Genomic DNA, 305 nt, shown 5'->3' with positions numbered 1-305 from the left:
CTGAACTTATACGACCGATTCTTAGGGGCAGGGATATAAAGAGATATGGCTATGTAGACAATGGATTATTCTTAATCAATACCCACAATGGTATTAGAAACAAACTCCCACGCATTGACATCAACGATTATCCTGTTGTAAAGGCGTATTTAGACCAATATTGGGACAGAATCTCCACTCGTGCGGATAAAGGTGACACTCCATATAATCTTCGTAACTGCGCTTATTTGGAGGATTTTTCTAAGCCAAAAATCATCTATCCAAACATGACTAAATAGGGATATTCAGTAAATATCTAACTAATT

The 305-nt window shown here is 36.7% G+C and carries 1 pseudogene; it reads left to right on the top strand.

Features of this window, described 5'->3' with window-relative positions:
• Nucleotides 1-278, top strand: a pseudogene (locus HMPREF2955_RS16425) (class I SAM-dependent DNA methyltransferase); the annotation flags it as partial.
• Nucleotides 279-305 lie beyond the last annotated feature (27 nt).

It is taken from the genome of Prevotella sp. HMSC073D09, from assembly GCF_001814145.1.
GTDB lineage: Bacteria > Bacteroidota > Bacteroidia > Bacteroidales > Bacteroidaceae > Prevotella > Prevotella conceptionensis.
The sequence above is the reverse complement of the archived record's forward strand: the minus strand, read 5'-3'. Positions and strand labels throughout refer to the sequence as shown.